Annotated in this window: 22 protein-coding genes and 1 pseudogene; 11 read left to right on the top strand and 12 right to left on the bottom strand. The window is 42.2% G+C overall.

The window, feature by feature from the left end; genetic code table 11:
* Position 1 precedes the first annotated feature (1 nt).
* Genes yidD through rpmH form a run of 3 tightly spaced genes read right to left on the bottom strand, consistent with a single transcriptional unit; the run spans position 2 to position 891 of the window.
* A complete protein-coding gene (gene yidD, locus RJ01_RS12585; RefSeq protein ID WP_004780345.1) occupies positions 2-322 on the bottom strand; it encodes a membrane protein insertion efficiency factor YidD in 321 nt (106 codons plus the stop codon).
* Between the two features lie 9 nt (positions 323-331).
* Positions 332-727, bottom strand: coding sequence for a ribonuclease P protein component (gene rnpA, locus RJ01_RS12580; protein WP_034171339.1), 396 nt, complete (start codon positions 725-727; stop codon positions 332-334).
* A gap of 29 nt (positions 728-756) precedes the next feature.
* Complete coding sequence (gene rpmH, locus RJ01_RS12575) at positions 757-891, bottom strand: 50S ribosomal protein L34 (RefSeq protein ID WP_000831329.1); 135 nt, start codon at positions 889-891, stop codon at positions 757-759.
* 658 nt (positions 892-1,549) lie between these two features.
* Between rpmH and dnaA the strand changes: the two genes are divergently transcribed.
* The 5 genes from dnaA to RJ01_RS12550 all read left to right on the top strand — a co-directional run bounded on the left by dnaA (position 1,550) and on the right by RJ01_RS12550 (position 8,358).
* The gene (gene dnaA, locus RJ01_RS12570) at positions 1,550-2,932 is read left to right on the top strand and encodes a chromosomal replication initiator protein DnaA (protein ID WP_004780349.1); all 1,383 of its coding nucleotides are present in this window, start codon (positions 1,550-1,552) and stop codon (positions 2,930-2,932) included.
* Between the two features lie 109 nt (positions 2,933-3,041).
* Positions 3,042-4,190, top strand: coding sequence for a DNA polymerase III subunit beta (gene dnaN / locus RJ01_RS12565; protein WP_004780351.1), 1,149 nt, complete (start codon positions 3,042-3,044; stop codon positions 4,188-4,190).
* Positions 4,191-4,215: 25 nt separating this feature from the next.
* Positions 4,216-5,298 carry a DNA replication/repair protein RecF gene (gene recF, locus RJ01_RS12560; protein WP_034171338.1) on the top strand — a complete coding sequence of 361 codons (1,083 nt, stop codon included), beginning with the start codon at positions 4,216-4,218 and terminating at the stop codon, positions 5,296-5,298.
* 54 nt (positions 5,299-5,352) lie between these two features.
* Positions 5,353-7,818, top strand: a complete 2,466-nt coding sequence (gene gyrB, locus RJ01_RS12555; RefSeq protein ID WP_034171337.1) for a DNA topoisomerase (ATP-hydrolyzing) subunit B — start codon at positions 5,353-5,355, stop codon at positions 7,816-7,818.
* Between the two features lie 192 nt (positions 7,819-8,010).
* A complete protein-coding gene (locus RJ01_RS12550) occupies positions 8,011-8,358 on the top strand; it encodes a hypothetical protein (RefSeq protein ID WP_034171336.1) in 348 nt (115 codons plus the stop codon).
* A gap of 690 nt (positions 8,359-9,048) precedes the next feature.
* Here the strand turns inward: RJ01_RS12550 and RJ01_RS12545 are convergent.
* Complete coding sequence (locus RJ01_RS12545; protein ID WP_034171335.1) at positions 9,049-10,212, bottom strand: zinc-dependent alcohol dehydrogenase; 1,164 nt, start codon at positions 10,210-10,212, stop codon at positions 9,049-9,051.
* 304 nt (positions 10,213-10,516) lie between these two features.
* On the bottom strand, positions 10,517-12,460 hold the full coding sequence (locus RJ01_RS12540; protein WP_034171334.1) for an ATP-binding cassette domain-containing protein: 1,944 nt from the start codon (positions 12,458-12,460) through the stop codon (positions 10,517-10,519).
* A 211-nt stretch (positions 12,461-12,671) separates the two neighbouring features.
* On the opposite strand from RJ01_RS12540, the gene RJ01_RS12535 reads away from it, so the two are divergent.
* From RJ01_RS12535 to erpA, 4 genes are all read left to right on the top strand, one after another.
* Positions 12,672-13,676, top strand: a complete 1,005-nt coding sequence (locus tag RJ01_RS12535) for a putative solute-binding protein (RefSeq protein WP_034171333.1) — start codon at positions 12,672-12,674, stop codon at positions 13,674-13,676.
* A 254-nt stretch (positions 13,677-13,930) separates the two neighbouring features.
* Complete coding sequence (locus RJ01_RS12530; protein WP_034171332.1) at positions 13,931-14,941, top strand: putative solute-binding protein; 1,011 nt, start codon at positions 13,931-13,933, stop codon at positions 14,939-14,941.
* A gap of 194 nt (positions 14,942-15,135) precedes the next feature.
* Positions 15,136-16,149 carry a putative solute-binding protein gene (locus RJ01_RS12525; protein WP_034171357.1) on the top strand — a complete coding sequence of 338 codons (1,014 nt, stop codon included), beginning with the start codon at positions 15,136-15,138 and terminating at the stop codon, positions 16,147-16,149.
* 116 nt (positions 16,150-16,265) lie between these two features.
* Positions 16,266-16,601, top strand: coding sequence for an iron-sulfur cluster insertion protein ErpA (erpA, locus tag RJ01_RS12520; protein WP_004780362.1), 336 nt, complete (start codon positions 16,266-16,268; stop codon positions 16,599-16,601).
* Positions 16,602-16,662: 61 nt separating this feature from the next.
* Here the strand turns inward: erpA and RJ01_RS12515 are convergent, their stop codons facing one another.
* From RJ01_RS12515 to RJ01_RS12490, 6 genes are all read right to left on the bottom strand, one after another.
* Entirely contained in the window at positions 16,663-17,040 is a 378-nt protein-coding gene (locus tag RJ01_RS12515) for a hypothetical protein (RefSeq protein WP_162835342.1), read from the bottom strand.
* 111 nt (positions 17,041-17,151) lie between these two features.
* The gene (locus RJ01_RS12510) at positions 17,152-18,057 is read right to left on the bottom strand and encodes a matrixin family metalloprotease (protein WP_034171331.1); all 906 of its coding nucleotides are present in this window, start codon (positions 18,055-18,057) and stop codon (positions 17,152-17,154) included.
* Positions 18,058-18,177: 120 nt separating this feature from the next.
* Entirely contained in the window at positions 18,178-18,573 is a 396-nt protein-coding gene (locus RJ01_RS12505; RefSeq protein WP_227504433.1) for a hypothetical protein, read from the bottom strand.
* A gap of 166 nt (positions 18,574-18,739) precedes the next feature.
* Positions 18,740-20,680, bottom strand: a complete 1,941-nt coding sequence (gene dnaK / locus RJ01_RS12500; protein WP_034171329.1) for a molecular chaperone DnaK — start codon at positions 20,678-20,680, stop codon at positions 18,740-18,742.
* A gap of 119 nt (positions 20,681-20,799) precedes the next feature.
* A complete protein-coding gene (gene grpE, locus RJ01_RS12495) occupies positions 20,800-21,342 on the bottom strand; it encodes a nucleotide exchange factor GrpE (RefSeq protein WP_034171328.1) in 543 nt (180 codons plus the stop codon).
* 723 nt (positions 21,343-22,065) lie between these two features.
* Positions 22,066-22,599, bottom strand: a complete 534-nt coding sequence (locus RJ01_RS12490) for a hypothetical protein (protein WP_034171327.1) — start codon at positions 22,597-22,599, stop codon at positions 22,066-22,068.
* A 213-nt stretch (positions 22,600-22,812) separates the two neighbouring features.
* On the opposite strand from RJ01_RS12490, the gene RJ01_RS12485 reads away from it, so the two are divergent.
* Positions 22,813-23,883: an alpha/beta hydrolase gene (locus RJ01_RS12485; RefSeq protein WP_004780375.1), complete on the top strand. Its 1,071-nt coding sequence runs from the start codon at positions 22,813-22,815 to the stop codon at positions 23,881-23,883.
* Between the two features lie 45 nt (positions 23,884-23,928).
* Here RJ01_RS12485 and RJ01_RS15920 read toward each other — a convergent pair.
* Positions 23,929-24,598, bottom strand: a pseudogene (locus tag RJ01_RS15920) (acetoacetate decarboxylase family protein).
* 103 nt (positions 24,599-24,701) lie between these two features.
* On the opposite strand from RJ01_RS15920, the gene RJ01_RS12470 reads away from it, so the two are divergent.
* Positions 24,702-25,274 carry a peptidylprolyl isomerase gene (locus RJ01_RS12470; protein ID WP_034171325.1) on the top strand — a complete coding sequence of 191 codons (573 nt, stop codon included), beginning with the start codon at positions 24,702-24,704 and terminating at the stop codon, positions 25,272-25,274.
* The last annotated feature ends 198 nt before the right edge of the window (positions 25,275-25,472 follow it).

Below are 25,472 nucleotides of genomic sequence, written 5' to 3'. Positions count from 1 at the left end.
ATTACCCCAAGTGGTTAGAGTGATTTTGGTTCAATAAACGATCACGAAAGGGTACAGCAACGTGAAGCGTTTGAGAATCTATTTGCTGAAATGAAATAAAACGAATCGCTTTCGGGGGAACCGGATCATATCCAGAGCCACCCCACGGATGACAACGGCAAATACGCTGAGTAGCCAGCCACACACCACGTACAGCTCCATGTGTATGGACTGCTTCCAAGGAATATTGAGAACATGTTGGAATATAACGACAGCGTGGTCCCAATAAAGGACTAATCGCAATCTGATAGAAACGTATTAACCAATGCAGTAAACGTACCATTGGCCATCTCTACTTTTGTGGGGAGGATGATGCTATTTTGGAATGCTTTTTGGCAAGACGGTTGAGTTTCTGCCAGGCAAATTGTAATTGCTGATGCAACTCTGCGTTCGGTACCGCTTCTATACCTACTTTAGGCATAACCACAATATCCAAATCATCTAGTTGCTGTTGATGCAGGCGAAAACTTTCGCGAGCAAGTCGTTTTACTCGATTTCGTTCGTGCGCACGGCGCACTTTTTTCTTGGCAACAACTAAACCCAAACGGCTGTTTGGCAGTTCGGAATGTTTTGCAAGAAAAAGGAAATGGGGTTGATGCACTTTAAAAAGCGCACCATCAAAGACTCCTTTATAATCTGCAGCACAGCGTAAACGAAGCTCTGTACTAAAACTATAAAGTGTAGTCATAACACCCAAAATCGGCAAAGCCTAACTGATTAAACAGTTAAGCTGTGACGACCTTTTGCACGACGGCGAGCTAGAACTTGACGACCAGCTTTAGTAGCCATACGAGCACGGAAACCATGAACGCGTTTACGCTTTAATTCAGATGGTTGGAATGTACGTTTCATATTGAAACTCCAAAAATGATCTTTCTATAAAGGTCCGCGATTTTAGTGCTCATTGCTTGAGCTGTCAATGCAAAAGCCATTTTCTTTTCAAATAAGACTGGAATCAAAATGTAAATAAGGATTAAAAAAATTGTATTCAAATACCTATATATAAGTTAACCACAATATAACCATTTGTTTTAAAATTAAATATAAGTTATTAACACTTATATCAACATAGTTATCCACAACTTATGTGAAATCTAAATTTAACTCTTGAGTTTTGAATTTAAATTTAAACTTTTCTCAGTTATCCACAAAAGAACCAAATCTTATAAATAAATTCAAATTTATAAATTTAAATTTATTACTATTAGAGTGGACTTTTTCTGTGGAAAAGGTGATTTTGTATTAAATAAACAAAAACTTAGTTTGTGGATAAAACTGTTTTTATTAATTTTATACTTTGTGGATAACTTTGTGCTATATTTTATCCACAGCTTGCGGATAAACTTATCCACACCAGCTTTTTAAATTTAAATTTATCCACCATGACTGCTTTTTGTGCAAAATCTGTGGAAATTGCCATGACAGATGTGGATAACTTGGTTAGAATGGCGACCCGCTTTGGTCGCGGTCAGCCTTTTTTGATTAACAATGGAATGGATAGGGGATTCACATGCTTTGGACAGACTGCTTAAATCGCTTGCGACAAGAGCTCTCTGGAAATGTCTTTACAATGTGGATTCGCCCATTGGTTGCGGAAGAGCTGGACGATACCCTGCGTCTTTATGCACCTAATCCGTATTGGACGCGCTACATTCAAGAGCATCATCTGGAACTGATTTCGATTTTGGCCGAACAGCTATCTGAAGGTCGCGTACGTAAAGTTGAAATTCTGGTGGATTCCCGCCCAGGTGCAATTTTATCTGCCAGTGAACAGCCAGCGACGACAACAGCGGCTTTGGAATCTGCACCTGTGGTTGCGCCAGCACCGCGTCCTAAGAAAGAAAAAGAAGATTCAGGCAAAAATAGCCGTAAACGTCAGCTGAACCCTTTATTTACCTTCTCGTTATTTGTTGAAGGCCGTTCTAACCAGATGGCGGCTGAAACCTGTCGTAAGGTGTTAACCCAACTCGGTGCTTCGCAGCATAACCCGCTATTTTTATATGGCCCCACTGGTCTGGGTAAAACCCACTTGATGCAGGCAGTCGGGAATGCATTATTACAGGCAAAACCCAATGCCCGCGTGATGTATATGACTGCAGAAAGCTTTGTACAGGATTTTGTCAGTTCCTTACAACAGGGCAAGGTTGAAGAGTTTAAGAAAAACTGCCGTTCACTGGATCTTTTGCTAGTCGATGATATTCATTTGCTCGCAGGTAAAGAAGCCAGTCTGGTGGAGTTCTTCTATACCTTTAACGCGCTATTGGATGAATCGAAGCAAATTATCCTCACCTCGGATCGTTATCCTAAAGAATTGACCGAACTGGATCCACGTCTGGTTTCACGTTTTTCCTGGGGACTTTCTGTAGGTGTGGAACCACCCGATATCGAAACCCGAATTGAAATCTTGCTGAAAAAGGCCGAAAACACCGGTGTAGATTTACCACGTAACTGTGCGCTATTTATCGCCCAACAAGTGGTGGCGAACGTCCGTGAACTTGAAGGTGCGCTAAACAAAGTGGTGGCGATCTCGCGTTTTAAAGGAACGCCGATTGATCTGGATGTGGTACGTGAGTCTTTGAAAGATGTCCTCGCAATTCGTGCCCGGACCATCAGCACTGAAAATATCCAGCGTGTCGTGAGTGAATATTTTCGCATTCCGCTTAAAGAGCTAGTGGGTCCAAAACGTACTCGTATTTATGCCCGTCCACGTCAGCTTGCAATGGGTCTGGCACGTGAACTGACCGGAGATAGTTTCCCGGAAATTGGTATGGCTTTTGGCGGTCGAGATCACAGTACAGTCATGCATGCCTGCGAAAAAGTACAGAGCTTGCGTGAAGAAGATCCGATCTTCAATGAGGACTATAAAAACCTGCAACGCCTGTTGCAGAGTTGACCTAAAACGCTCAAATTCTGTTCTTGCTATGCGGCCTGTTTTGCCGCATAGTTAACTGCTAAAAATTCAACTTTTATCTTATTAATCTTCAGCTTTAGAGGAATGTACCGTGCGTTTAAAAATCGCGAAAGAAAGCTTACTGAATGTTCTCTCACATGTCGTAGGAGCGGTTGAACGTCGCCATACCTTAAATATTCTTTCAAACCTGAAAATCCAGGTGACTGCTGAAGCTTTGACCGTCACTGGTTCGGATCTTGAAGTAGAACTGGTGGCCAGCACACAGTTGGCTGAAGGTGCATGTCTGCAAGCCGGTGAAACCACTGTTCCGGCACGTAAGCTGATTGATATCTGTAAATCTTTACCATCAGCAGCCCTGATCGACCTGCAAATTACTGATGACCAGCGTTGTATCCTGAAATCTGGAAATAGTCGTTTTGTGCTCGGTACTTTGCCTGCGGATGACTATCCATTATTGAATACTGAAAATACTCAAGGCACACAAGTCACTGTGACTCAGCGCGAATTAAAACGTCTGTTTGAAAAAACGGCTTTCGCCATGGCAGTGCAGGACGTACGTTTCTACCTGACTGGTACTTTACTTGAAATTGACGCTAATCAGCTTCGTGCGGTAACGACAGATGGTCATCGTCTGGCATTGTGTGAAACAGCAGCCCAATCGACAGCAACTCAACCGATTCAAGCCATTGTTCCACGTAAGGCAGTCGCTGAACTGCAACGTTTATTAAGCGTTGAAGATGAACAACTCTCGTTGTTAATTGGTCGTGAATTATTGAATGTAACCATTCGTATGGCCAGCCGTGATAAAGAACAGGCTGATATCACAGTTCGTTTCACCACGAAACTGATTGACGGTAAATTCCCGGACTACCGCCGTGTAATTCCACGTGGTGGCGACAAGAATGTGATTATTGCGCATGACGTGTTTAAGCAATCCTTACAACGTGTGGCTATTTTGAGTAATGAAAAACTGCGTGGCGTATTCCTGAACTTTAATGCCGGTTCATTACAACTTCGTGCCAATAACCCGGAACAGGATGAGGCGATTGAAGATCTGGCGATCCAGTATGCAGATGCACCACTGGAAATGTCATTCAATGCGCAATACCTGATTGAAGTGCTAGGTGTACTGGACGGTGAAGATGTATCCATGACCATGACTGAAGCGAATCAGTCTGTGCTGGTTCAGGATCCATCTCATACCGATCAGACCTATGTCGTGATGCCAATGCGTGTCTAAGCGACAGCTGAGCTAAGCCAACGCTATGCATATTACGCGTCTTCATATTGAACGTGTACGAAATTTAAAAACGGTTGCACTCCAGGGATTGCAACCGTTTAATGTTTTTTATGGCCAGAATGGTTCAGGCAAGACTTCAGTACTGGAAGCTATTCATTTACTGGCCACAGGACGTTCCTTTCGTACCCATATCCCGAAAAATTACATTCAGCATGGCGCCTCGGATGCGATTGTGTTCGCCCAATCGGAAACTGAAAAAGTCGGCATGCAAAAAATGGCCAGCGGGGAACAGCTGATCAAGGTCAATGGCGATGCGATTGCAACCCAAGGTCAGCTTGCCAAGATGTTACCCTTACAACTGCTTGATCCGCAGAGTACCGATATTATCGATCATGGTGCCAAACCACGTCGTCAGCTATTGGACTGGTTAATGTTCCACGTGGAACCAGAGTTTTATCATGCCTGGCAATATTATTCACGAGCCCTAAAACAGCGGAACAGTCTGCTTAAATCCAAACGTTTTCTAAGTTTGTCTGATCTGGAAGCGTGGAACCAGATGCTGAGTGAATATGGTGAGATTTTGCACTCCCAACGTGTCGGCATCATGGAACAGTGGAAGCCATTTTTTGAGGATGATCTCAAACATCTATTACCGGATCTGGAGATTTCTCTGGAATACAGTCCCGGCTTTCACAGTGAACATGGCCTGCTGAATGACCTAACCAATCATCATGACAAAGATGTAGAACGGCGCTATACCGAATATGGTCCACATCGCGCAGATTTGCGTCTCAAGACCCCTTTGGGGGATGCCGATGTGATCTTATCTCGCGGACAAAAAAAGCTTTTAATGATGGCACTCAAACTGTCGCAAATCGCAATGCTGCATTCTTGTAATAAGGAAACTGTGGTATTATTAGATGATGTGACAGCAGAATTAGATTTAACCGCACAACAACGTTTAATTGAGCGATTGAGCCAGCTTGGTAGTCAAGTTTTTATTACCACTTTAGACCATGAATCAGTACAAAAGCACCTACATGATCTGTCTATCTCATATCAGTTATTCAATGTTGAAAACGGTACAGTTCAAGTTGTTGTGCAATAGTTTTTAAATTTTTACCTATCTTTGGATAAACCTATCTTTCACTAGGGAGAAACCATGAGTTCAGAAGATCAAGCTGCTTCTCAAACAGAACAAACCACTGAAAAAGCTTATGATTCCTCTAGCATCAAGGTATTACGTGGTTTAGACGCAGTACGTAAGCGTCCAGGCATGTACATTGGTGATACAGACGATGGTACCGGCTTACACCATATGGTCTTCGAGGTCGTAGATAACTCGATTGATGAGGCGCTTGCAGGTCACTGTGATGAAATTTTAGTGACTATTCATGAAGATGAATCAGTTTCAGTATCAGATAATGGCCGTGGTATTCCGACTGACATTCACCCTGAAGAAGGCGTGTCTGCTGCAGAAGTGATTTTAACCATTCTGCATGCGGGCGGTAAGTTTGATGATAATAGCTATAAAGTCTCTGGCGGTCTGCACGGTGTAGGTGTATCCGTAGTAAATGCGTTATCAGAAAAATTGGAACTAACCATTCATCGCGCCGGTAAAATCCATGAACAGGAATATCGTCATGGTGATCCACAATTCCCTTTAAAAATGGTGGGCGAGACCGATAAGACCGGTACTCGCGTGCGTTTCTGGCCAAGTGCTGAAACCTTTAGTCAGACCATTTTTAATGTCGACATCCTGGCCCGTCGTTTACGTGAACTGTCCTTCCTGAATGCAGGTGTACGAATCGTATTACGTGACGAACGTATCAATGCCGAATACATTTTTGATTATGAAGGCGGTTTGGCTGAGTTTGTTAAGTACATTAACCAAGGTAAAACCCACCTAAATGATATTTTCCATTTCACCACTCAGGCAGAAAATGGCATTGGTGTAGAAGTTGCACTGCAATGGAATGATTCTTATCAGGAAAATGTACGCTGCTTTACCAACAACATCCCGCAAAAGGATGGCGGTACTCACTTAGCCGGTTTCCGTGCAGCACTGACCCGTGGTTTAAATAACTACATGGACAGTGAAAATATCCTGAAAAAAGAAAAAATTGTGGTTTCAGGTGATGATGCGCGTGAAGGTTTGACTGCGATTGTGTCAGTAAAAGTGCCTGATCCGAAATTCTCTTCACAAACCAAAGAAAAACTGGTGTCGAGTGAAGTGAAATCTGCCGTTGAGCAGTCCATGAACAAGGCATTCTCTGAATATCTGTTAGAGAATCCACAAGCGGCTAAATCAATTGCTGGCAAGATCATTGATGCAGCGCGTGCCCGTGATGCGGCGCGTAAAGCACGTGAAATGACCCGTCGCAAGAGCGCACTCGATATCGCCGGCCTTCCAGGTAAACTGGCGGATTGCCAAGAGAAAGATCCAGCTTTATCTGAACTGTACCTGGTCGAAGGTGACTCTGCGGGCGGTTCTGCAAAACAGGGCCGTAACCGTAAGATGCAGGCAATTCTGCCGCTAAAAGGTAAGATCCTGAACGTGGAACGTGCCCGTTTTGACCGTATGATTTCTTCTGCAGAAGTGGGTACGCTGATTACGGCACTCGGCTGTGGTATTGGTCGTGAAGAATATAACCCGGACAAGCTGCGTTATCACAAAATCATCATCATGACCGATGCTGACGTGGATGGTTCACACATCCGTACATTGCTGCTGACTTTCTTCTTCCGTCAAATGCCGGAACTGGTCGAGCGTGGTCATATCTATATCGCACAGCCGCCGTTGTACAAGCTGAAAAAAGGCAAACAGGAACAGTACATCAAGGACAATGATGCGCTGGAAACTTACCTGATTTCGAATGCGATTGATGAGCTGGAACTGCATATCAGTGCCGATGCCCCTGCGATTCGTGGGGAAGCTCTGGCCAATGTGATTACCGATTATCAAACTTCACAGAAGAGTCTGGCACGTTTAACTGTACGTTATCCTGCAAGCTTGCTGGATGCTTTGATTTCACTAGAAGCATTCAAGCTGGATCAGCTGGAAGATAAAGCTTATGTAGAAACTTGGGGTAAAGACCTGCGTGCTGCGATTGAAAAAATCCAGCCAAGTTTACGCCCTGAACTAAGTCTAGAACGTTTTGAAAAAGACGTTGATGGCCAGATCGTAGAAAGCTGGTTGCCACGGATTACGATTTATGTGCATAACCTGCCGCATCATTACCTGCTAGATGCCAGCCTGCTCAGCTCAAGTGAATATGCGCGTTTACTGAAAAACTCGAAAAGCTGGTTCACGTTGCTTGAAGAGGGTGCTTATTTACAGAAAGGTGAGCGCAAGATTCAGGTCAGCAGTTTCCATCAGGTTTGGCAGCATATTTTGCAAGACTCTCGCCGCGGCATGATGATCCAGCGTTATAAAGGTCTGGGTGAGATGAACGCAGACCAGCTGTGGGAAACCACGATGGATCCGGAAAACCGTAACATGCTACAAGTGACGGTGCAGGATGCAATTGAAGCAGACCGCATGTTCTCTTGTTTGATGGGAGATGATGTGGAACCACGTCGTGCCTTCATTGAAGAAAATGCCTTGAATGCCGATATTGATACCTAATCCCTCAGAATAAATCGAAACGAAAAAGCGCCTTTTAAGGCGCTTTTTTTACGTAAATTTTCTATTAATACCAGATGAACTGTTTAGAATAATTTTAATCTAAGCAGTTTTTAGACCAATGATCCGCTGATATTAGGTTTCAAACAAGCCTGGTTCAGGAGAATCAAGTCTTATTTATAAAGAGGTTTATCCATGGATAGCCAGCTTGAAGAAATACGTGAGATCTGGGCAAATGCATTCTACAGTGGCGACTATGATCTGCTGCGCCACTATGAACATCAGGACTTTCAGGTGATTTTTGAACAGGAAGGCCGTGTAGAAGGAAGTTATCTGCGTTATGACCGGATTGCTCATGCGGTACAAAACGGCGTATGGAAACCGCTGAAGCCAGAAATAGAATATGAAGAATACGAGTACAATGAAGACCAGACCGAATGCCGGATCTTGATTGGACTGGAAAATAATAAACAGCCTCTTCAGGAGATCTGGAAGCTAGAGGATGAATGGAAAATTACAGAACTTAGATTTTTGAAATCCTAAACTTTCAATGATTTATTAAGTTACTTCGAAATTTTCTAAAAATACTTGAATAGTGTTATTTTAAATCTTGCTTAAACCCTGATCAATTTTGTGGATAACTACAAAGTTATCCATATTTTTTATGTGAATAAGATAGTATTTATCCACAAGTCATATTGTGTTTCTTGTCTTTCATTTTTTAAATTCAAATTTACTTTCTACATCTTGTGGATAAGTAGTTTTAAATTTAAAATATGGTTTTGAATTTAAAAGACTAGCTGGAGCCATATCTTCTCTGTTTTTGAAATTGACCAGTTCAGGTGATTTTTTATCTGTTTTTAATGGAGAAATTATATAAATAATTTAAAAATTAATAGCTTATGTTAATATTGTAGGTTTAATTAACAATCAGCGTGGAACATATTTTAATTATAAAAATCTTCACTGTAGTTAAACTACATAATTAATTTAATAATCAAGTGAAATTTCATTTTTTTCAATGAATCATAGGGTTATAGATTTTTCTAACTTTTACTTCTATAGCTTAGTCTTTTAAGCTGGGTCATCACCTGACCTAGAGCCAGTTAATTTAATAACCAAGCAATAGATCTGAACTTTTAAAACTAAAAATAGAAAAATACGGTTTATAAAATGGTGATCAAAAATAAAAAAAGCGCCTAACGGCGCTTTCTATTTTTATAACCATTGTATTTATGGGGTCAGAATAATCTTGCGGCAGTCTTCTTCACGTTTATCAAAAATACGGTAGCCTTCAGCAGCTTCTTCCAGTTTCATGCGATGGGTGATAATCACTTCTGGAGACAGCTGGCCATTTTCTACATATTCAAGTAATTGTGGCAGGAATTTATGCACATGGGTCTGACCCATTTTAAAGGTTAGTCCTTTATCGAAGGCATCACCAAACAGGAAGCCATGAATTGGGCCAGCATATACGCCTGGCACACTTACCACGCCACCACGGCGTACTGCCGCAATACATTGACGTAGGGCAGAGCCACTCGAACCTTCAATTTTTAGATTCGTCATCACCGTTTCAAGTAAACTGCCTTTGGCCTCGAAACCAATCGCATCAATGACGGCATCAACACCACGATGACCGGCAGTATTCTGAATAATATATTCAGCTGCATCGACTTCATCAAAATTCACTGGAATTGCACCATAAGTCTGATGGGCGAAACGCAGGCGGTAAGAGTGGTGATCGACTATAAAGATTTGCTCTGCGCCCAGCATACGTGCGCAGGCAGCCGACAGTAAACCAACCGGGCCAGCACCATATATCGCAACACTGGAACCGCGAGTGACCTGGGCATTGGTTACAGCCTGCCATGCAGTAGGCAAGATATCGGTCAGGAACAAGACTTTTTCATCCGGTAATGACCCCGGTACTTTAAATGGGCCTACATTACCTTTAGGTACACGGACATATTCCGCCTGTCCACCTGGTACACCGCCATATAAATGGCTATAACCAAACAGAGCTGCACCTGGTGGAATCTGTTTTTTATTGATAATTGCACCACGGCCGGTATTGGTATTTTCACAGGCAGCCATCAGTTCATGTTCACAGAAAAAGCAGTGACCACATGCAATCACGAAAGGAATAATTACCCGGTCACCTTTTTTCACTTCTGTGACTTCAGGACCAACTTCTTCTACAATTCCCATAAATTCATGGCCAAAAATATCGCCATCTTCAGTGGCCGGAATTTTACCCCGGTATAGGTGCAGATCTGAGCCACAGATGGCAGTCGCTGTCACCCTTAAAATGACGTCATCTGGTTCCTGAATCACTGGATCTGGAACGGATTCAACTCGTACATCCCGAGCACCATGATAGGTAAGAGCACGCATACGGATTTCCTCTCTCTAGTTCAACATTAAACAGACTCGTATCAAGGCTGCCAAAAATAAAAACACTTTTATTAGAGCCTTATGCACTAAGAAATCGCTGTAAATTAATGTATGAAATAAGACATCCGAGTGTTTAAAAAATAAACTTATATAGGATTTGCGTAATTCACTACAAAATATGTCAAAAATGGTTTCGATGAAGAAATCAGGGAAAAGATGGAGAGAGCAATATATAAAAAGTATAAAAAAAAGAGATTAGCTCCAGTTGTAGCTAATCTCCAAGATTTGAATCAAGGTTTAAAACTTAACCTTCCTGAAAAGATTGCTCCAAACTTTCCAGCTCCATCATCAGTTCTAGCATTTGCTCTTCGGCAGTTTCCAGTTTCTGTTTCAGTTCTGTCTGCTCATTCATGAGTTTCAGCAAGTCATCTTTACGTGCAGCTTCATATAAAGCGCTATCTGCCAGTAATTCTTCAATTGCTGCCAGACGCGGCTGTAGTTTGTCGATTTGAGCTTCACATTTTTCAATATTCTTGCGAATCGGACGAGTCTGCTCACGACGCTGGGCGGCCAGTTTACGCTGTGCTTCCTTATCTACTTTGGCTACAACTACAGGTTTAGTTTCTGTTTCTACTACCTGTCCTTTGGCCAAGGCATTCTGCGCATTAATCTGCTGTTGACGTGCTTCACGTAACCATTTGGCATAGTCCTGTAGATCTCCTTCAAATTCGGTACAACGTCCGGCATGCACTAACAGCAATTCATCACATACTGTCGCAATCAATTGACGTTCATGCGAAACCAGTACCACCGCACCTTCAAAATCCTGCAAAGCCATAGTCAGGGCATGGCGCATATCCAGGTCCAGATGGTTAGTCGGTTCATCGAGAATCAGTACATTTGGACGCTGCCAAACAATTAAAGCCAAAGCCAAACGTGCACGTTCCCCCCCAGAGAAACTCTCACATGGGGTATCCATGCGCTCACCGCTAAAACCGAAACTGCCGAGGAAAGAACGTAAAGAAGCTTCACTGATTTTTGGATCGGCGATGCGCGCCAGTTGCAGCATTGGGCTGGCATTAGCGTCCAAAGCATCCATCTGGTGCTGGGCAAAATAACCAATATTGAGTAATTCTGAGGCCTTGCGTTGACCATTTAATAACGGCAAATCTCCGACTAAGGTTTTGATCAGGGTTGATTTACCCGCACCATTCATCCCCAATAAACCGATACGTGAATTTGGAGTGATTTGCAGATTAATTTTGCTGGCAATCGATTTATCGCCATAACCAATTTCCGCCTGTTCCAAGGCCAGAAGTGGTGAACTCATTTTGGTCGGTTCACGGAAACTGAAGGTAAAAGGTGTATCCACATGAGCAGGGGCGAGATCCTGCATGCGCTCCAGCATTTTGATCCGACTTTGGGCCTGACGTGCTTTGGTCGCTTTGGCTTTAAAACGGTCAATAAATTTTTGTAAATGTGCCCGGGCTTCTTGCTGTTTCTCAAAGGCTTGTTGCTGTTGCGCCAGACGTTCACTACGGGTCACTTCAAAAGTTGAATAATTGCCGGTATAGAGGGTGAGTTCCTGATTTTCGATATGCAGAATATGATCCGTCACGGCATCCAGAAAATCACGGTCATGCGAAATTAGCACTAAAGTGCCTTCATACGCCTTTAACCAATCTTCGAGCCACAAGATCGCATCCAGATCCAAGTGGTTGGTTGGCTCATCGAGTAATAGCAGGTCGGAACGGCTCATCAGGGTACGGGCCAAATTCAGTCGCATCCGCCAACCGCCTGAAAAACTGGAAACATCCAGACGGATCTGATGATCCATAAAGCCCAGACCGGCCATTAACTGTGCTGCTTTAGAGGGAGCGGAATAGCCATGAATCTCGTCAAAACGGCCATGTAGCTGTGCCAGTTCTGCATCAGAAAGCTGTTCCGTATGCGCTAGTTTAGCCTGTATATCCCAATACTCTTCATCGCCTGACAGAACAAAATCAATGGCTGGCATATCTAGGGCTTTAATTTCCTGAGCCATATGCGCTACGGTCCAAACGGATGGACGGGTTAGCGAACCCTCATCTGCACTGAGCTCACCTAAAAGAGCCGCAAACAGGGTAGATTTTCCTGCGCCATTCACGCCGGTTAAACCAATTTTCCAGCCGGGATGAAGCTGCATGGAGGCTTTTTGAAATAACACTCGCCCACCACGGCGTAACGAAACTTGGTCTAACTGAATCATTGAACTTACTAACAAGGGCAAAAGAGAATGCCGCTATTCTAATGGAAAGCCGGGAGAAAACAAAAAATCCTCGTTGTAGTTTATCCTGTTCAGGCTTTAAAAATTTATAGATTCATATATGATGAACTATGTTTTGAGTAAATACTCTATTTTGTTTAAAAACCGAAAGATAGAGCCATCAAGGTTCATAATAATATTGAGTAGAATAAAAATGAAAAAAGGATTTTTAATTTTATCTGCACTGGGCCTATGGGCTTCGAGTGCACATGCTGCCCCAGTCAATGTCTGTGTATTTGATTTACTGGGAAAATCGGGTGAATCCTTCAAACTGCTGGAAGAATGGGCATTAGCCAGCAAGCAGTGGGGGGCTACGGTTCAATTGATTGCTTATCAGGATGAAGCCAAAGTCGATCAGGATGCCAAAGCCGGAAAATGCGATGGCTTCTATATGACATCCATGCGCGCGCGAGCTTATAACAAATTTGCAGGCTCCATTGATGCCATTGGCGGCGTTCCTAATAATGACATTGCCATGAAAGCGGTGAGTTATGTGCTGGATAAGCGTAATACCAAGCGCATGACCACTCAGATTGGCAAGGAAAAATTTGAAGTAGCCGGTATTGGCCAGATTGGTCCTGCTTATATCTTTGTCCGTGATCGTAATATGAACAAGCTAGAACATATTAAGGGCAAGAAGTTTGCTGTGCTGCATTATGACTATGCCCAAACCATTATGGTGAACCGGGTAGAAGCTGTACCGGTAAATTCGGAAATTTCCAATTTCATCCGTAAATTTAATCAGCGTGAAGTGGATATTGTGGCAGCGCCCGCTTATGCCTTTAAACCTCTCGAAGTGACTAAAGGACTGGGCCAAAAAGGAGCCATGATTAACTTTCCGGTGGTCAATGTCACGGCAGATCTGATTATTCGACCGGATAAATTTCCGGAACAGTTTGCAGCCAATTCCCGACAATGGTTTGTTAAGCAGTTACCACGCAGCTTCGCGATGGTAAAACGTATGGAAGCAGAAATCCCGCGTAAATATATTCTGAACCTGAGTCGTGAGGAACAGGTCAGTTATCAGAAAATTCTGCGTGAAGGACGCATGGATTTAACCAAACAGGGCATCTATGACGCTGGCATGATGACAGTATTAAAACGGGCACGCTGTACTATAGAAAGAACCAATTTTGAGTGTTCAATTAGTGGTGAATAGTTTTAAAATCATGTATATCTTTGTAACTACATCGAAGGAAATGTAATTCAAAGTAGCTAAGCTAAAATATTAAGATGCTGATATATTTATAAAAAAATAAGATAAAAGAAATCAAGAAAAACTGATTTATCTTTATAGGCCAAAAAGCCGCTTTTATCTGGAGTAAATGCTCTATTTTTTTGAAATAAATTTGCTTAATATTTGACGCGTGTACGGACACTCAGCTAACAACAAGATTTCAAAGGATAACTAAAATGAAAAAAACACTCTTATCATTGGCTGCATTTTCTGCATTTGGTTTTGCAGGTGTGGCACATGCAGAAAAGGTCGATATCTGTGTGTTTGACCTACTTGGTAAATCTGGCGAGTCTTTCCAGATGGCTCAGGAATGGGCACTGGCAGCAAAAGGCTGGGGCGCAGATATTAATCTGATCGCTCGTCAGGATGAAGCCGTCGCTGACAATGACTTTAAGGCTGGCAAATGTGATGGCGTATTCATGACCGCCATGCGTGCCCGTCAATATAACAAGTTTGCCGGTTCAATCGATGCCTTAGGTGGTGCTCCAAGTAATGCCATTGCACAGCGTGCGATTAGCTTCGCTTTAGATAAGCGTAATGCGGCTAAAATGGTTACGACCATGGGCGGTAAAAAGTATGAGGTGGCCGGGATTGCGCCACTGGGTTCAGCTTTTATCTTTGTGCGTGACAAAAACATCAACTCTATTGAAAAAGCCGCAGGGAAGAAGTTCGCTGTTCTTGGCTATGATGATGCGCAAAAAATCATGGTTCAACGTGTAGGTGCTCAGGCCGTAGTGTCTGATGTATCCAACTTCGTGGCCAAGTTTAATAATGGCCAGGTCGATATGGTGGGCGCACCGGCGTATGCGTACAAGCCACTCGAAATCTATAAAGGTCTGGGCAATAGCGGTGCGATGTTTAACTTCCCGGTACTGCATGTCACCTCTGACTTTGTGATCCGTCCGGAGAAATTCCCAGCCGGTTTTGGCCAGAAGTCTCGTGACTGGTTCATTAAAAACCTGCCTAAGAGCATGGCGATGATTAATCGTCTGGAAGCCGGTATTCCAGCGAAATATAAGCTGAATCTGAGCGCGGAAGACAAAACCAAGTACCAGAAGTTATTACGTGAAGGGCGTATGGATATGACCAAGCGTGGAATCTATGAGGCCAGCATGATGTCGGTATTGAAACGTGCACGTTGCTCTGTCGATAAGGCCAACTTTGAATGTTCACTTTCTGGCGAATAATTTGATTTTTAAGGAAAAAAGCTTAGATTTATCTAAGCTTTTTTTATATTAAACAAAGTCAGATCTGCCATTGCAGATCACGGTAAAGCAGTTAAGCTGATTAAAAATAATGCTTTCATGTTTAGTATAAAAAACAATAACATGTAGCACTTAAAGCAGATAACAAAAACAAGGCAATCAAGGAAAGCAAAATGATGCAGAGAGGATGGAAAGCCCTGGCTGTAGGTGCAGCACTCACGGCAGTTTCAGGTCTGACGCAGGCTAAACAGGTAGTATGTGTATTCGATCTGGTCGGCAAAAATGGTGACGTCTATGCCGTAATGAAAGACTATCAGTTGGCTGCAAAAAACTGGGGTGCTGATATCGAGCTCAGGGTAAATACCAATGAAGCCGTCGTCGCAGAAGATTTTAAAGCTGGTAAATGTGACGGGATCAGTGTCACTGGTATGCGTGGCCGTCAGTTCAACCGTTTTACTGGTTCACTCGATGCGATTGGTGCAATTCCTGATCTGAACCTGGCGGTAAAAGTTATGCAAGGCTTGGCGAGTCCGACCTTTGCCAAGCTCATGGTTCAAGGCAAGTATGAAGTCGCAGGGGTAATTCCGGTAGGCGATGCCTTCCTGATGGTCAATGACCGGAGTATTAATACTGTTGCAAAAGCAGCAGGTAAAAAAATTGCTGTACTTGACTATGACGAAGCACAAAAAATCATGGTTCAACAAGTGGGTGCACAGGCAGTCAGCGCCGATGTGACCAACTTTGGCTCTAAATTTAACAATGGTCAGGTCGATATTATTGGCGCGCCGGCTGCTGTATTTAAACCGCTAGAACTGCATAAAGGTTTGGGTAGCAAGGGTGCTATTGTGAATTATCCGGTATTGCAGGTCACCGGTAATATTATTATTCGTCCAGATAAATTCCCGGCAGGATATGGACAAAAATCACGTGAATGGGTGAAAAGCCAGTTACCACGTGCTTTTGGAATTTTGGGTAAAATGAAGGCAGATATTCCCTCTAAATACTGGATGGATATTCCTGAAGCAGATAAGCTAGGTTACCAAAAGCTGATGCGTGATTCGCGGATTGATCTGACCAAACGGGGTATTTATGATAAACGCATGATGAAGTTACTCTGGCAATTCCGCTGCAAGCAAAATCCGAAAAACTTCGAATGTGCATTACAGGATGAGAACTATAAACAATCCTGATAAAATTACTCTGATTTGACTTTTAATCTGTACAGACTGACCATATATTGAGTGTGTTATACTTGAAATATGGTCTTTTCTTTTTAAAGACATTCCATTCAACAGAGGAATCCGCCATGAATGCTCAAGCGCTTGTGCTCACCGACAATGCCGCAAATAAAGTACGCCAGTTGCGTGACAGTGAAGGTAACCAAGACTTAATGCTCCGTGTGTATGTCACCGGTGGCGGTTGTTCAGGTTTCTCTTATGGCTTTAACTTTGCGGAAAGCCAAAATGAAGATGATGCAGAATTCGTCAATGGCGATGTCAAAATGCTGGTCGATTCTCTGAGCTATCAATATCTGGTCGGTTCAGTGGTTGACTATGTTGAAGGTTTGGAAGGTTCACGTTTTGTGGTACAAAACCCGAATGCGACCACGACCTGTGGTTGTGGATCTTCATTCTCGATCTAATACCTATCAAGTTGAATAAAAAAGTCCTCATATGAGGACTTTTTTTATGTCTGAAGAAAGCTTAGCTTTCCAGTTTGACCGCTTCAAGCAGGTCAAAAATCACTGTAGTGACATCCTGACTCAGTTCGCGGTTATTAAATATCTCGTAGGCTGTAATGGTAATGTCCGTATCACTCGGCAACAGACGCTGTTCTTCCTCAATCAAGTCATTGATCGGTAACAAAGTCTGTTTCACTTGCAGATGCAAAATATCCTTAAATTCAAGATTTTCATCATCCAGCTCGATCAGCTGTTCATTGAAATAAGGCAGCAAAATTGAATGAAGATAAGGTTGAATATCCTCGATATCAAAGATCTCGATATCACGGGTTTCATCAATCGTACTAATGTGGTCATTTACTTCAATTAAAATATGGTAGTAACTCACATGAATCTCCAAGAAAGTTGGCCTAAGACGTCCTACTGTTCTTCACAATAACATGAAATGAAACCAAGTTGTATTTTTACTAGCCTAAACACATAAATAATATAGGGAATTAAAACCTGAATGTTATCGGGTATACAATAGGGTCTTGTCTGCCGGGCGTAGTTTGAAATCTTGCAGATTCTGTTCACCCAATACAGGATACATTAAGGCTTCCGGATCATTATGATGATAGAGACCCAAGGCATGGCCCAGCTCATGTGCCAAAGTTAAACGTAAATCATCTTTGGCATCAAACTGGTAAATCTGGATCTTATCTCCCATAAAAATACCCTTATGAAACTGGCGTGGGGGAAAACGCTGCTGGGCCTGCTGGATATTTCGCTGATGGCTTTGCACACTGTTTTGATGAACAGAAACTTGCTGATTAAATGAAGATAGCTGTTCCTGAAGATAGGCATATTCGCGCTTAAAACTTTCCAATTTAGGCTTGAGCATTTCCATCTCATACTGAAGCTGTTCACGCTCGGCAGATGAGCTGGCTTGTTGACGGCGTTGCAATAAAGTTTGAAATTCAAATTCCAGCTGACTTTTTTGCTGGATCAGTCGTTGCTGCTGATCTTCCAGATTTTTCTGTGAAACTTGCAGATTGCTGACTTCACGCTGATATCTGGCTTCATCGGCAAGTAACTTTTTTTCAACCTTTTTAAAGGCTTCATAGTCCTGTTGGCGTTGATCATAAATCAGTTGAATGGCCAGCTGAGCATTCTCATCATAGACCATCAGATCATCGCGATTGGTTCCTTCATGCCAGATCTGAATCGCTTCCTGACTTAATTGAATGACCTCATCACGGGTCAAGCCAAAACCGGGATCGACTTGGTCAATCCGGAAACGTAGGCGCGTATCAAAAGGATGGGTCAAACGGTCAGCCAGGGAATTAAATTTTAATTGTGGATGGGTCTTGGTTTGTAGATACAAAAACAGTGACACAATGAAAACGACAATCCCCAGAAAGCTTAAAAGACGCATAGTGTTTTTTTAAATATTGTTTGGCTCAATGTAGCTAAAAAACCAGCAAAATCCTAGCGTCAGAGCGATAAAAAGTGGCAATAAAAAACCGTGCCTATGCACGGTTCTACTCAGGTCAGATTATGATTTTTTACCTTTCCACTGTTCAATCTGTCTTGGCATATTGGAATGATAAATAAAACCAAGGCCTATGCCATTCAATAAGAAGATCATAAATTCAATTAAATATTTCAGGTTATAGGAATGTCTGGTTTGGTGATTAAAGGCATACAGCGTGATTTCAGATTTAAAGATCTGGAAAATAATATAGCTCAGCAATCCAATACCCAGAATGATAAAACCTTTTCCGGAAGGGTAACGCTGAGGTACAGCCAGGATCAGTAATACAATGATAGCAATCAGGAAACCCAAGGAAAAAGAAGCTTCAATTCCGAAAGTTTGCAGGTAATTAAAAGGCGCGAGTACCACATTCGGCGGTAAGATCAGAAGCAGATTGCCCATCGGGTAGAGCAGCATGATCGCAAGCCCGGAAGCCAGAAGAAAAAGCTTAATAAAATTCTGCATACGTTTTTATTTTTAAGTTATTTATTTCATTATAGTTTAATTAAAAAACATTCTATTGCCTATGCATTGAGCAAAAAAAAGACCGCATAAAATGCGGTCTTTTTCTCAAAGTGACAAATTATTTTTTGTCATCTTTTACTTCAGTGAATTCAGCATCAACTACGCCGTCATCTGCTTTTTGAGCTTGGCCTTCGCCGCCTTGGAATGCATTAGGATCGAAACCTTGTGCACCGCCTTGGCCTTGAGCTGCTTCATAAGCACGTTGGGTGATCGGCATAATAATGTTTTGCAATGCTTCAGTTTTTGCTTTGATTGCTTCGACATCATTTTCTTTCGTAGACGCTTCTAACTCAGAAACCGCAGTTTCGATTGCAGTTTTTTCGTCAGCAGTCACTTGTTCGCCAAGATCTTTTACTGCTTTTTGAGCAGAAGAAACTAGTGCATCCGCTTCGTTACGTGCTTTTGCAAGCTCTTCGAACTTACGGTCTTCTTCAGCATTTGCTTCAGCATCTTTGATCATTGCTTCGATTTCAGCATCAGACAAACCTGAGTTTGCTTTGATCTGGATAGATTGCTCTTTACCAGTGCTCTTATCTTTCGCAGATACTTTCAAGATACCATCCGCGTTGATGTCGAACGATACTTCAATTTGTGGCACACCACGTGGAGCAGGTGGGATGTCGCCTAACTGGAAGTTACCCAACAATTTGTTTTGTTGAGCCATTTTACGTTCACCTTGGTAAACTGAAATGTCTACAGCAGGCTGGTTGTCCGCAGCAGTTGAGAACACCTGAGATTTCTTCGCAGGAATCGTCGTGTTTTTCTCAATGATTGGAGTCAACACGCCACCCATGGTTTCAATACCAAGAGTTAGTGGAGTTACGTCAAGAAGAAGTACGTCAGTTTTATCACCAGACAATACCGCACCTTGGATCGCAGCACCCATTGCGACTGCTTCGTCCGGGTTCACGTCTTTACGTGGCTCGCGACCGAAGAATTCTTGTACTTTTTGTTGTACAAGTGGCATACGAGATTGACCACCTACCAAAATTACGTCAGAGATGTCAGAAGTTGAAAGACCTGCATCTTTCAGCGCAATCTTACAAGGCTCGATGGTACGAGCTACAAGATCTGCAACTAAACCTTCAAGTTTTGCACGAGTCACGTTAATCACTAAGTGTTTAGGGCCAGTCGCATCTGCAGTGATGTATGGAAGGTTGATTTCAGTTGCGTTAGAAGAAGAAAGCTCGATTTTTGCTTTTTCAGCTGCTTCTTTCAGACGTTGTAACGCAAGTGGATCGTTTTTCAAGTTCACGTTTTGTTCTTTCTTGAACTCTTCAACCAGGTAGTCGATCAATGCATTATCGAAGTCTTCACCACCAAGGAAGGTATCACCGTTAGTTGATAACACTTCGATTTGCTGGTCGCCATCAAGGTCAGCGATTTCAATGATTGAAACGTCGAATGTACCACCACCCAAGTCGTAAACTGCAACTTTACGGTCGCCTTCTTTCTTGTCCATACCGAACGCAAGCGCCGCAGCAGTTGGTTCGTTGATGATACGTTTAACTTCTAGGCCTGCAATTTTACCTGCATCCTTAGTTGCTTGACGTTGTGCATCGTTGAAGTAAGCAGGAACAGTAATCACCGCTTCAGTGACTGTTTCACCCAGATAGTCTTCTGCAGTTTTCTTCATTTTTTTCAGAACTTCTGCAGAGATCTGTTGTGGTGCAAGTTTCTTATCGTTTACTTCAACCCAAGCATCGCCATTGTCTGCTTTGATGATTTTATATGGCACTAGACCGATATCTTTTTGTACTGCCTGGTCTTCATAACGACGACCGATCAGACGTTTAATCGCGAATAATGTGTTTTTAGGGTTCGTTACCGCTTGGCGTTTAGCTGATTGACCAACCAGAATTTCACCATCTTTGTACGCAATAATAGATGGAGTTGTACGTGCGCCTTCAGCGTTTTCGATAACTTTAACTTTGTCGCCTTCAAGTACTGCAACACATGAGTTTGTAGTACCTAAGTCAATACCAATGATTTTAGCCATTTTGATGTTTCCTCAAAAATTTTTTTGTGATTTACACTTGTTATCCGATATGAGAGCCGCTCAATTTTTTTCAAGTAAGTTTTTAGAAAAAATTTCACAAACTCCCGAATTTATTTAGCTTAAGAGCCAACCATAACCATTGCAGGACGTAATAAACGCCCGTTCAGGGCATAGCCTTTTTGCAAGACTGTACCGATCTCATTGGCTTTGGCATCTGGTGCAATACCAACTGCCTGATGTAACTCGGCATTAAAACCATTCTCGGTATCAACTACGACCACACCAAATTTTTCTAATGTTGTCAGTAAACCTTTTAAAGTTAGTTCTACGCCTTCCCGTAACGGGCCTTGTTCTTCACCTGCAGCGAGAATTGCACGTTCCAGGTTATCTACAGTTTCTAACAGCTCTTTAGAGAACTTTTCCAAAACAGTATCTTTATGCTTTTCTGATTCGCGCTGAATGCGTTCTACACTTTTTTGTGCCTCATATACGGCATTTGCAGTACGTGCTTTTTCCAGTTTTAAATCGCCTTCAAGCTGTGCGATTTGTTCCTGTAAAGACTCAACGGTAACTTCAGCTTGTTCAGGTTCAGCTTGAGCTGTTTGTTGTTCCGTTTGCTCTTGCTCAAGTTCTTGAGCTTGATCGTTTTGCTCAGTCGCCATTGATTTACTCCGTTTAAATGGGTTCTTAAACATGTACAGTCCTTGGGCGTCAGAGTTAACTGCGTTAATACTGAACTGCCATGATTGAAATTTTTAATTATTTAAAGAAATCGGGGCAGGGGCAAAAAATTCAAGCACAAATACAGATTAATTTTAAGATTTATTTGGATTTAATGACTTTAATAAAAGCAGCATCGTATTTTTAGATAGGAATAATAATTTTTATCTGTTTTAAATATTTTTAAGACCGGTACATCATGGCGTCATTAACAGCGACCTTGTTCGGAGGAGAGAGCTGAACCAGGTTGCTGTTGCCTTATTTTTTAAACTGTTTTTCCAGTCGGATCCCTCACATATGGTCCGGCTTCTTTTTGTCCAGATTATTTTTTAGACATAAAAGCGATTAATAACTAAGCAATAAAGTATTACAAAAAAAATGAGCAACGCTATATTATTCATTTCAGATTCTATCGCTGTAGTTTCTTCTCTTTTTTAGAAATGTGTTTTCGTGGCTTATCTTTTCTCTAGATAAGCCTTTTTTTTGCCTGAAATTTGCTACGATTTTCGACTTATAAAATGGGATCATCTTCATCAAGACTATGCTGAGTGAAAAAATTTCTTCTATTAAAAGAAAATGACTGGAATGAGATCAAAACTATAAAACTCAGTCCATAAAAAAGCCCTGATTTAAATCAGGGCCTCTCTTTTTATTTAATATTCTGCCTAATCACGACGATTATGTGGTCGCTGCTGTTCTTGTTTACGTCGCTGATCATTCCAGCGTGGATTGTTAGAGCGGTTTTGCTGAACCCGTTTACGCTGCTGTTCTGCCACTTTCTTACGTTGTTCCAGCTGCTGGCGACGTTTACGTTCGGCCTGCGCCTGTTTCTGACGCTGATTACTCAGATTTTTGCGTTGCTGTTCCAGACGTTGTCGTTCCAGTTGAGTTTTACGCCGGTCCAGTTCTATTTGCCGACGCCGTTCCTGTTCCCAGTTACGCTGCTGAATATTTTTGCGACGTTCCTGTTCCCAGTTACGCTGCTGAATATTTTTGCGACGTTCCAGTTCCAGTCTTTTACGCTGCTGTTCGTATTCCCAGCGTTGCCGGTCATAGCGACGGTCTTGATCATAACGATAATCATAACCTCGATCGTGACGGTCATAACGTCCGTCATAATAACCATCATCAGGAAAAGCCACACAGCCTACGGCTAAAAATGCAGTGGCTAAAGATACCGTTATTATTTTTATCGCCATAAGCTATCTCCTTTTATACAGACTTCTACATTAAAGTCGCAAAAGTGCTGTAAAAATCTCACTTAAACTCTCAATGACATCTGATTAAATTCAGGTTAGCGTATTTGGCAAATGATCTATGTACATTGATATTAAGTCTTATATAAGAATATGGTCACTAAAACCCTAATCATGTAGAAAAAATGAAGAATTATGGGAAAAGGATGAAAACTCATGGGTGCGAATAATCCGGTCACAAAATTTGTAATGGATAAGGGGCAGGGCACTGCAGCACGTTTGCTGGATTGCCTGCCGAGCTTTGCACAAGAACGTCTGGTAAAAGCATTGGATTATCCTTATGACTATCCTGATTTGGATCCTTATATAAAATGCTTGATGGCGACTCAGATCAAACAGGGACAGCACAGTTTTATTAGTGAAGATGCGGTGCAATCACGTCAACTGTTTGATGAACGCATGAAAGCTATTCAGGCAAAACCGACACCGGTCAAGGCAGTCGAGGATCTGCGTCTGCCATTGCAAAATGGCACTATCTTTGCCCGACATTATCATCCGGCACCACAGAAAAAATTGCCGATGGTCATTTTCTATCATGGCGGTGCATTTATAGTGGGTGGTCTGGATACACATGATGAGTTCTGCCGTTTATTGGCGGTGCATGCCAAGGTGCAAGTGCTCAGCGTGGCTTATCCGCTAACGCCAGAATACAGTCCTTTGCAGATGGTACAGGTCTGTGAAGATGCTCTGGCTTGGGTACATCAAAACATCAAGCAGCTGAAAATCTATAAAAACCAGATTGTAGTGGCAGGGGATAGTGCAGGTGGAAATCTGGCGGCAGTGGTTGCGCAGCGGAGTGCCAATAAAATCTATGCACCTCGCGCACAGTTATTGCTTTACCCGGCTGTCGATTTTAAAAGCCGCCATCCTTCTTTTTATGCCTATAATCAGGGCCTGGTACTTTCAGCTCAGGATATTGATCTGGTGACTAAGCTATATGCTGAAACACATCAAGTCGAACTGGATGATCCGCTGATTTCACCGACCTATGGTGAACTAAAGAATCTGTCACCTGCCTATGTGATTACCGCCCGTCATGATGTGCTGCATGATGAAGGTTCAATCTATGCTCTGAAGTTACGTGAGAATGGGGTGCGAGTGTATTATCAGGAATATACGGATCAGGCACACGGTTTTATCAATCTGACCCCAATTCATAAACGTTCGAAAAAGCAGGTCATTGAACTCAGCAAGAATTTCCGTAAATTCTTGGACAAAAAGATCTGATTCAAAAATAGATGTAATTAAGGTGTTTCACGTGAAACACCTTTTTTATTTTTTATGGATCTTGGCTTCTGGAAAGACTAAATTAAATTTAGGCACATAAAAGCTTTGTAAATATTTAGCTTTAGAAAAATCCGGGAATATATCCTGAGTATCTTGCCACTCTGCCTGAATAAGTTTGGATAAATAACCCCGAAATTGAGGGCTAAACTGGTAATGCTGGGATTTCCAGGTTTGCCGGATTTTTAGCATGGAGCTTGGAAGATGATGACTATTTAAATAGAAAGAACGAGGAGATTTAGGTTTTTTAAGACTAAGCGTCATGCTTTGCACGATGAGTTATGCGACAAATCGTTTCCTGTCCTTGTTGTTGCCAATCAAACTCTGCATATTCTTTAGGAATGCCCCACAAGTGCTGACCATGCACAATAGATTCATGGGTAGAGACATAAATTTTCGGAATAGTCGAAAGACGCCGTCTGCTAATTAAAGGATGATCCATAATCAGCAATTCATCATAAGGACCCACAGGAGAATGATGATAGCGCACCAATAGAACCTGAACGACACGGCCGAGTGGAGATGGCGCAATCCGAAAACTCTGAAATTCACGAATAAAATGAGGGGTAATCCAGTAATTCAGAATAAAACCCTTCCCCTACAAATGCCAAGGCTGAAATTGATGGACGCTTTTCTCCTGTAGTAATGCATGACTCATTATTATTCTCTTGTCTTTAGTCGGCAGGTCACTGCATTATTAGTCATGAAAGATTAATATGTTGTGAATCCCAACCTTTCTTTATCAGTAGATGAGTTAAAAAATGTTAAAAAAATCATTATCTGCTATCGCGTTGATCGCATTTAGCTTGCCAAGTTTTGCTGCCAATACCCTGATCGAGATGAAGACCTCATCCGGTAATATCGAAATTGAACTCTTTAATGACAAAGCACCGATTACGGTGAAAAACTTTGAAGAATATGTCAAAAGCAACTTCTATACAGGAACCATCTTCCATCGGGTCATTCCAGGCTTCATGATTCAGGGCGGAGGCTTTGATCTCAACATGCAGGAAAAAGCCAATAATAAAGCTTCAATCAAGAATGAATCAGATAATGGTTTGCAAAACAAACGTGGCACTTTGGCTATGGCACGTACTAATGATCCTAATTCGGCTAAAGCGCAGTTCTTTATTAACCTGGTAGATAACAGTTTTCTGGACCGTTCACCAAGAAATGCCGGATATGCAGTGTTTGGCCGGGTTACTAAAGGTATGGAAGTAGTTGATAAGATCGCTCAAGTGCCTACTCAGAACTATGGTATGCATCAGGACGTTCCGAAAACAGCTGTAAAAATCAACAGTGTGACCATTAAAACACCAATCGTGAAAAAGTAAGTGAAAAATAAAACATAAATGTTTTGTTAGTATTTTATTTGGAATATTATGAACTTATGTAACAATTAGTAGAAAAATGAACCAATTTGGTGCATAAAAATGAAACAGTCATGATTGGTGTGCGTTAAAAGCACTTGCTTGTGTAAGAAATTGCCCTATAATGAGCTCATACCGACGAGATAGACGGAAACGAACGAA

The sequence above is a fragment of the Acinetobacter sp. YZS-X1-1 genome (assembly GCF_000804305.1).
Lineage (GTDB): Bacteria > Pseudomonadota > Gammaproteobacteria > Pseudomonadales > Moraxellaceae > Acinetobacter > Acinetobacter variabilis.
Note: the sequence above shows the minus strand (reverse complement) of the source record. Positions and strands in the feature narration are given on the sequence as shown.